Raw genomic sequence first — 5,984 nt, 5'->3', positions numbered from 1 at the left:
CGGGCGCCGGGGACGGCCCCGGCGGGGAGTTCGTCGAGGGCGGGGCAGACGGTGTGCAGCACCGGCAGCCCGGCCGCCAGCCCCTCCAGGGCCGCGAGCCCGAACGCCTCCTCGGTGGACGGCGAGACCAGGACGTCCATGGCGGCCAGCAGTCCGGGCAGCCCGGCGGGCCGGTCGTCCGGCGGGGCCACCGCGCCGTCGCGCTCCCCCAGCAGCCGCACCCGGTCGGCCACGCCGAGCCGGGCGGCCAGGTCCTCCAGGGCGGGGCGCTCGGGGCCCTCGCCGACCAGCAGCAGCCGGGTGTCCGGCACCTCGGCGACGGCCCGCACCGCCGCGTCGAACCGCTTGTCCGCCACCAGCCGGCCGACCCCGCCGACCACGAAGGCACGGTCGGGGAGGCCGAGACGGGCGCGGGCCGCCGCCCGGGCGGCCGGATCGAAGCGGAAGTGGCGGGCGTCGATCCCGTTCGGCACCAGATGGATCCGGGGGTTGGGCACGCCCCAGTCGCGCAGCCGGTCGGCGACGGCGGCCGAGACGGCGACGGTGGCCGAGCCCAGCCGCTCGGCGGCGAGATAGCGGGCGCGGAGCGCGGCCGTGAGCGGTCGGCCGTCGATCCGCCGCTCGCCCAGGCTGTGTTCGGTGGCGATGACCGCCCGCACCCCGGCCAGCCGGGCGGCGATCCGGCCGAGCACACACGCCCGGTACAGATGGGTGTGCACCAGGTCGTAGCCGCCGGACCGGATGATCCGCACCAGTGCGGGCACCGTGGTGAGCTGCCGCTCGCGTCCGGCGCCCAGCGGCACATGGGTGACCGGGATGCCGTCCGCGCGGATGCCGTGCGCGGTGGCGCCCGGGCCCGAGAGGGCGATGACGTCACAGCGCACCGGCAAATGGCGCAGCAGCAGCCTCAGTTGCTGTTCGGCTCCTCCGGCCCCGAGGCGGGAGATGATGTGCAGGACTCTCATCGGGCGACTGCGCCCCATCCTCCGTATTCCGATGGGCTTCGATCGGTGCCGACCCTGCCAGACGGCGGGATGTAAATCACGTAAGACGCGCACCGCTGGGCCGTCGGAGTGGATGTCTTATGGACCGCCGACAAGGGCGCGCCGAATATCCGAAGTGCACCGTCAGTCCCCATGGGATTGTTACCTTCTCATCTCGCGCGATGACCTGAAGAATATGGCCCGAATGGGTCATCGCGGCGCGCCATTCGGTTCGAGCCAGCCCCGCGGGAGTGCCCAGATGTCTGCACCGACCCCCGTCAGAGATTCCCCCCGGAAAGCCACCGCACACGCCGTATCCGCCGGGATGCCGCTCGCGCGTACCGCGTCGGATTCCCGCGTCCCGCACCACCGTTCCGCCTCGGTGTACGAGTACAAGCGGTACAGCGAGCTGGCGGGCCCGCTGACCAACGCCCCCACGGACCGCCCCTACCGGGTGCGCTGCCGGAGCCTGCTGGCGCAGGAGCCGCACCGGATCCGTGCCGCGCTGCTGCTGTGCGCGGCGCCGGTGTGCTCGGCGCTGCTGCTGCTGTGGCTGCTGCATCCCGATCACTGGCTGGAGCGCGCCTATGCGCCGTGGTGGCAGCGGGCGGCGGACCTCGCGATGCTGGTGTCGATCGCGCTGATCGAGGGCTTTCGCCTGTTCACGGTCGTCTCCAACGCCCATGCGACGCTGGTGGCGCGGGATCCGGTGCCGGTAGTGGCCCAGCCGGGGACCCGGGTGGCCTTCCTGACCAGCTTCGTGCCCGGCAAGGAGCCGATCGCGATGGTCCGGGCCACGCTGGAGGGGGCGGTGCGGATCCGGCACACCGGGCCGCTGGATGTATGGCTGCTGGACGAGGGGGACGACGAGGAGGTCAAGGCGCTGTGCGCACGGCTGGGCGTACGGCACTTCTCCCGTAAGGGCATCGAGAAGTGGAATCAGCCGAAGGGCGCTTTCCGGGCGAGGACCAAGCACGGGAATTACAACGCCTGGCTGGATGCGCATGGCGACGCATACGAATTCATGGCGTGTGTGGATACCGACCATGTGCCGCTGCCCAACTTCCTGGAGCGCATGCTGGGTTACTTCCGGGATCCGGATATCGCCTTTGTGGTCGGCCCGCAGGTCTACGGGAATTACGACACCCCGGTCACCAAGGCCGCCGAAAGCCAGCAGTTCCTTTTCCATGCGCTGATCCAGCGGGCGGGAAACGCCTATGGCGGCCCGATGTTCGTGGGCACCAACAACGCGGTGCGGATCAGCGCGCTGCGCTCGATCGGCGGGCTGTACGACTCGATCACCGAGGACATGGCCACCGGCTTCGAGCTGCACCGCCACCGCAACCCGGCCACGCGCAAGAAGTGGCGCTCGGTCTACACCCCCGATGTGCTCGCGGTCGGCGAGGGGCCGAGCACCTGGACGGACTTCTTCACCCAGCAGATGCGGTGGAGCCGCGGCACCTACGAGACCGTGCTCAAGCAGTTCTGGAAGGGCCCGTTCACCCTGTCGCCGGGCAAGCTGCTCAACTACTCGCTGATGATCGCGTACTACCCGATGACCGCGCTCAACTGGATGCTCTCCGCGCTGTCGTGTGCGCTGTTCCTGGTGCTGGGCGCGGCCGGGATCCATATCCCCGCCGAGATGTGGATGATGCTCTACGGGGACGCGGCGATGCTTCAGATCGGGCTGTACATCTGGAACCGGCGGCACAACGTCTCCCCGCATGAGCCGGAGGGCTCCGGCGGGCTGGCCGGGATGCTGCTCTCGGCGCTGTCGGCCCCGATCTACGCCAAGTCGCTGTGCGACGCGGCGCTGCGCCGCACCAGCCGGTTCGTGGTCACGCCCAAGGGCGACTCGTCCAGCCCGGACCGGCTCTCCACGTTCCGTATCCATCTGCTGTGGGCCGGGGTGTTCGGCTCCTCTCTGGTCGCCTCGTTCTTCCTGGGCCATGCCCATGCGGTGATGCGGACCTGGGCGGTGCTCGCCCTGGCGCTGTGTCTGGCGCCGGTGGCGATCTGGTCGGCGGGGCTGCTGCGCCGCGGCCGGAAGCGCCCGGCGCGCGGAACGGTGCCGACGGCGCGCGACGCGGCCAGTCCCTGTGCGGTCCCGAAAGCGAAGAACAAGAAGAACAAGAGCAAGAACGAGGACAAGGAAAAGGCGCCGGTCTGCGCGCTGTGACCGGCGGCCGGGCGGCAGGGCAGCCGGGCGGCTGGGCGGCTGAGCGGCTGAGCGGCTGAGCGGCAGGGCAGCCGCCCGGCTAATGACGGCGGGGGGCGTTGCGGGCCAGGTCGAGCGCGTACTTGGTCCACCAGTGGCCCGCCGGAGGCCCGCCGTTGCAGGTTCCGTCCGACTCTCCGGGCCGTTTGATCCACAGATAGGCGTCCACGAAGCGGTCTCCGGTGGTGGTGCTGGGCCGCTCGCCCAGCGCCCGCCCCGGCGGGTTGCACCAGGAGTCCCGGGCCCGGATACCGTGCCGGGCCGCGCCGCGCAGCCGCAGCGGGCCGTTGCCGTTGCGGCTGGTGTCGATGACGAAGTGGGTGCCGTCCAGGGCGGCGGAGAGCCGGTGGCCGTACGCCTTGGTGCGCCGGGTCGGCTGGAAGTTGGAGACGTTCAGCGCGAAGCCGTCCGCCTGCTCGATACCGCCCTCGCGCAGCGACCGCGCCAGCCGGTAGGGGTTCTTGATCCAGCCCGGGTTCCCCGCGTCCACGTACACCCGCACCTGCGGCAGGGCGGCGAACATGGCGACCGCGTCGCGGAGCATCGCCAGCCGGGCGGTGCGCAGCCTGGCCGGTACGCAGCCGTCGACGAGCTGGGCCACCGCGTCGGGTTCCAGCACGACGATCGCCTTGCGGTCGCCGATGCCCAGGGTGATCTGCTCGATCCAGCGCCGGTATGCATGGGCGCTCCGCGCTCCGCCCGCCGAGTACCGTCCGCAGTCGCGGTACGGGATGTGATAGGCGACCAGGACCGGAGTGGACCCGGTCCGCGCCGCGGATTCGGTGATGAAGCGGACCCGTTCACGGGGCGGCGCGGGGCCGAGCCACTCGGCGACCGGTTGCTGAGCGATCTGCCGGATGAGCGCGGCGTCGCGGTTCTTCCCCTCGTCCTGCCGCTCCCGGACCTGCCGGGCGGCCGGGCTGTCCGGGTTCACCCAGAGCCCGCCCCGCCGCAGCGGGGCGTCGAACATGCGGCAGCCGCTCAGCGGAAGCATCGCCACGGCGCACAGGGCGGCATGCGCCGCGAGCCGCATAACGGTCTTTGTTGCACCTTTCTCGCGCATGCGACGCATCATGGCACCGGGTGTCATGGGTTCAGTGGACGTGGCGCTCGTGGCCACTGGTTCAGCGGATGCGACGTGTGGCTATTGGTCCAGCGGTACCTGGCGCTCATGCTCTCCGATGTCGTGCCCCGCGTCCTCGTCCGTACGCCACAGCGGATGCTCACGGGCCGCCCACGACCGCTCGACCCGGCCCGTGCGCATCCCGCGCCGGGCCTCCGGATCGGCGAACGCCTTGCCGATATGGCCGATCAGGACGATGCCGATGGCCAGCGCCAGCCAGTCGTGGACGAAGGTGGCGCTGGTACGCCACACCAGCGGGGCCAGACCGGTGAACCACATCAGCAGCCCGGTGCCCGCCATCACCAGCACCGCGCCCGCGATATACCCCGCGTACAGCTTCTGCCCGGCGTTGAACTTTCCCGCCGGGCGCTCCTGCCGCCGGTGGTCGCGGCGCAGCGCCGCGCGCAGCCAGCGTCGGTCGTGCGGGCCGAAGCGGTTGAGCCGGGTGAGATCGGCGCGGAAGGCCCGGGAGGCGAGCCCGAGCAGGGCCGGGACCGGTGTCAGGATGCCGCTCCACTCGTGGACGGTGACGACGAGGGCGCGGCGGCCGACGAGTTCGGCCAGCTCGGGCAGATAGAGACAGCCCGCGCTGACCACGCATACGCCCAGCAGGAGGGCGGTGGTGCGGTGGATCCAGCGCTCGGCGGGGCTGAACCGGCGCACCCGCGACCGGTCCTGGTCCCGGCCCCGGCCCCGGCCCCGGCTCCGGTTTCCGGCTCGCGAAGGCGCTGTCATCGTCCGCTCGGCGGGTGGAGTCGGCTCAGGCGGTGGGGTCATCGTCGCGTCCGTTCGATCTGCCGACCCAGGCGTCGACGTCATAGCCCCGGTCCTCCCAATAGCCGGGCCGCACCTCATCGGTGACGGTGATCCCGGAGAGCCATTTCGCCGACTTGTAGAAGTACATGGGCGCCACATACAGCCGCACCGGCCCGCCGTGGGAGTGTCCCAGCGGCTTGTCCCGCAGCTTCAGCGCCACCAGGACGTCCGCGCGCCGCGCCTGATCCAGGGTCAGGCTCTCGCTGTACGCGCCGTCGAAGCAGGTGAAGCGGACGGCCTTGGCCCGCGGCCCCACCCCGGCGGCGTCGAGCAGCGTCGACAGCCGCACCCCCTCGAACGGGGTCTCGGGCACCCGCCAGCCGGTGACGCACTGGACATCGCGGACCAGGCGGGTCTGCGGGAGCGCGCGCAGATCGGCGAGGCGGTACTCGGCGGGCTTGTCGACGAGTCCGTCGACCGTGAGGCGGTAGTTGCCCGCGTCCTTGTGGGGCACGGAGGAGGTGACGGAGTAGTAGCGGAATCCCCCGCCGTTGGGGAGGAGTCCGGTGAACCCCGTCGGGTCCTTGTCGGCCACCGCGCCCAGGGTGGCCTCCAGGCGGCCTTGCAGCCAGGGGGCCGCGGCCATCGCGCCCGCGCCGAGGCCGAGCATGCCGAGGACGAGGCGCCGGCCGACGGGGGCGCCGTGGCCGTCCGAGCCGGCACCGGTGTTGGGGTCCATGGGTCGATAAGAGCACCGGGCGGGGGTGGTGCGCCAGGTCCGCCCGGGATTCGTCAGACTTCGGTAAGACTCCGGGAGCCGAGCCCGTCGGCCGCGCCCCGGGGCTACCCCACCGCCTTGGCCGCCGCCCGCCCCGCCGTACGGCCCGAGAAGAGGCAGCCGCCC

General features: G+C 71.8%; 5 protein-coding genes. 1 reads left to right on the top strand and 4 read right to left on the bottom strand.

The window, feature by feature from the left end; translation table 11 throughout:
• A partial coding sequence (locus tag KN815_RS04170) for a glycosyltransferase (protein ID WP_216340290.1) occupies positions 1-965 on the bottom strand: 965 nt, incomplete at its 3' end.
• 277 nt (positions 966-1,242) lie between these two features.
• Between KN815_RS04170 and KN815_RS04165 the strand changes: the two genes are divergently transcribed.
• A complete protein-coding gene (locus KN815_RS04165; protein ID WP_216340288.1) occupies positions 1,243-3,162 on the top strand; it encodes a glycosyltransferase family 2 protein in 1,920 nt (639 codons plus the stop codon).
• Between the two features lie 79 nt (positions 3,163-3,241).
• On the opposite strand, the gene KN815_RS04160 is transcribed toward KN815_RS04165, so the two are convergent.
• The 3 genes from KN815_RS04160 to KN815_RS04150 form a co-directional block, all read right to left on the bottom strand.
• On the bottom strand, positions 3,242-4,264 hold the full coding sequence (locus KN815_RS04160) for a glycoside hydrolase family 6 protein (protein WP_216340286.1): 1,023 nt from the start codon (positions 4,262-4,264) through the stop codon (positions 3,242-3,244).
• Positions 4,265-4,345: 81 nt separating this feature from the next.
• The gene (locus tag KN815_RS04155) at positions 4,346-4,987 is read right to left on the bottom strand and encodes a cytochrome b/b6 domain-containing protein (RefSeq protein WP_216340284.1); all 642 of its coding nucleotides are present in this window, start codon (positions 4,985-4,987) and stop codon (positions 4,346-4,348) included.
• 97 nt (positions 4,988-5,084) lie between these two features.
• Positions 5,085-5,819: a molybdopterin-dependent oxidoreductase gene (locus tag KN815_RS04150; RefSeq protein WP_216340282.1), complete on the bottom strand. Its 735-nt coding sequence runs from the start codon at positions 5,817-5,819 to the stop codon at positions 5,085-5,087.
• Between the last annotated feature and the right edge of the window lie 165 nt (positions 5,820-5,984).

This window comes from Streptomyces niphimycinicus, assembly GCF_018883605.1.
Lineage (GTDB): Bacteria > Actinomycetota > Actinomycetes > Streptomycetales > Streptomycetaceae > Streptomyces > Streptomyces niphimycinicus.
This window is presented reverse-complemented; position numbering and strand designations above follow the sequence as displayed.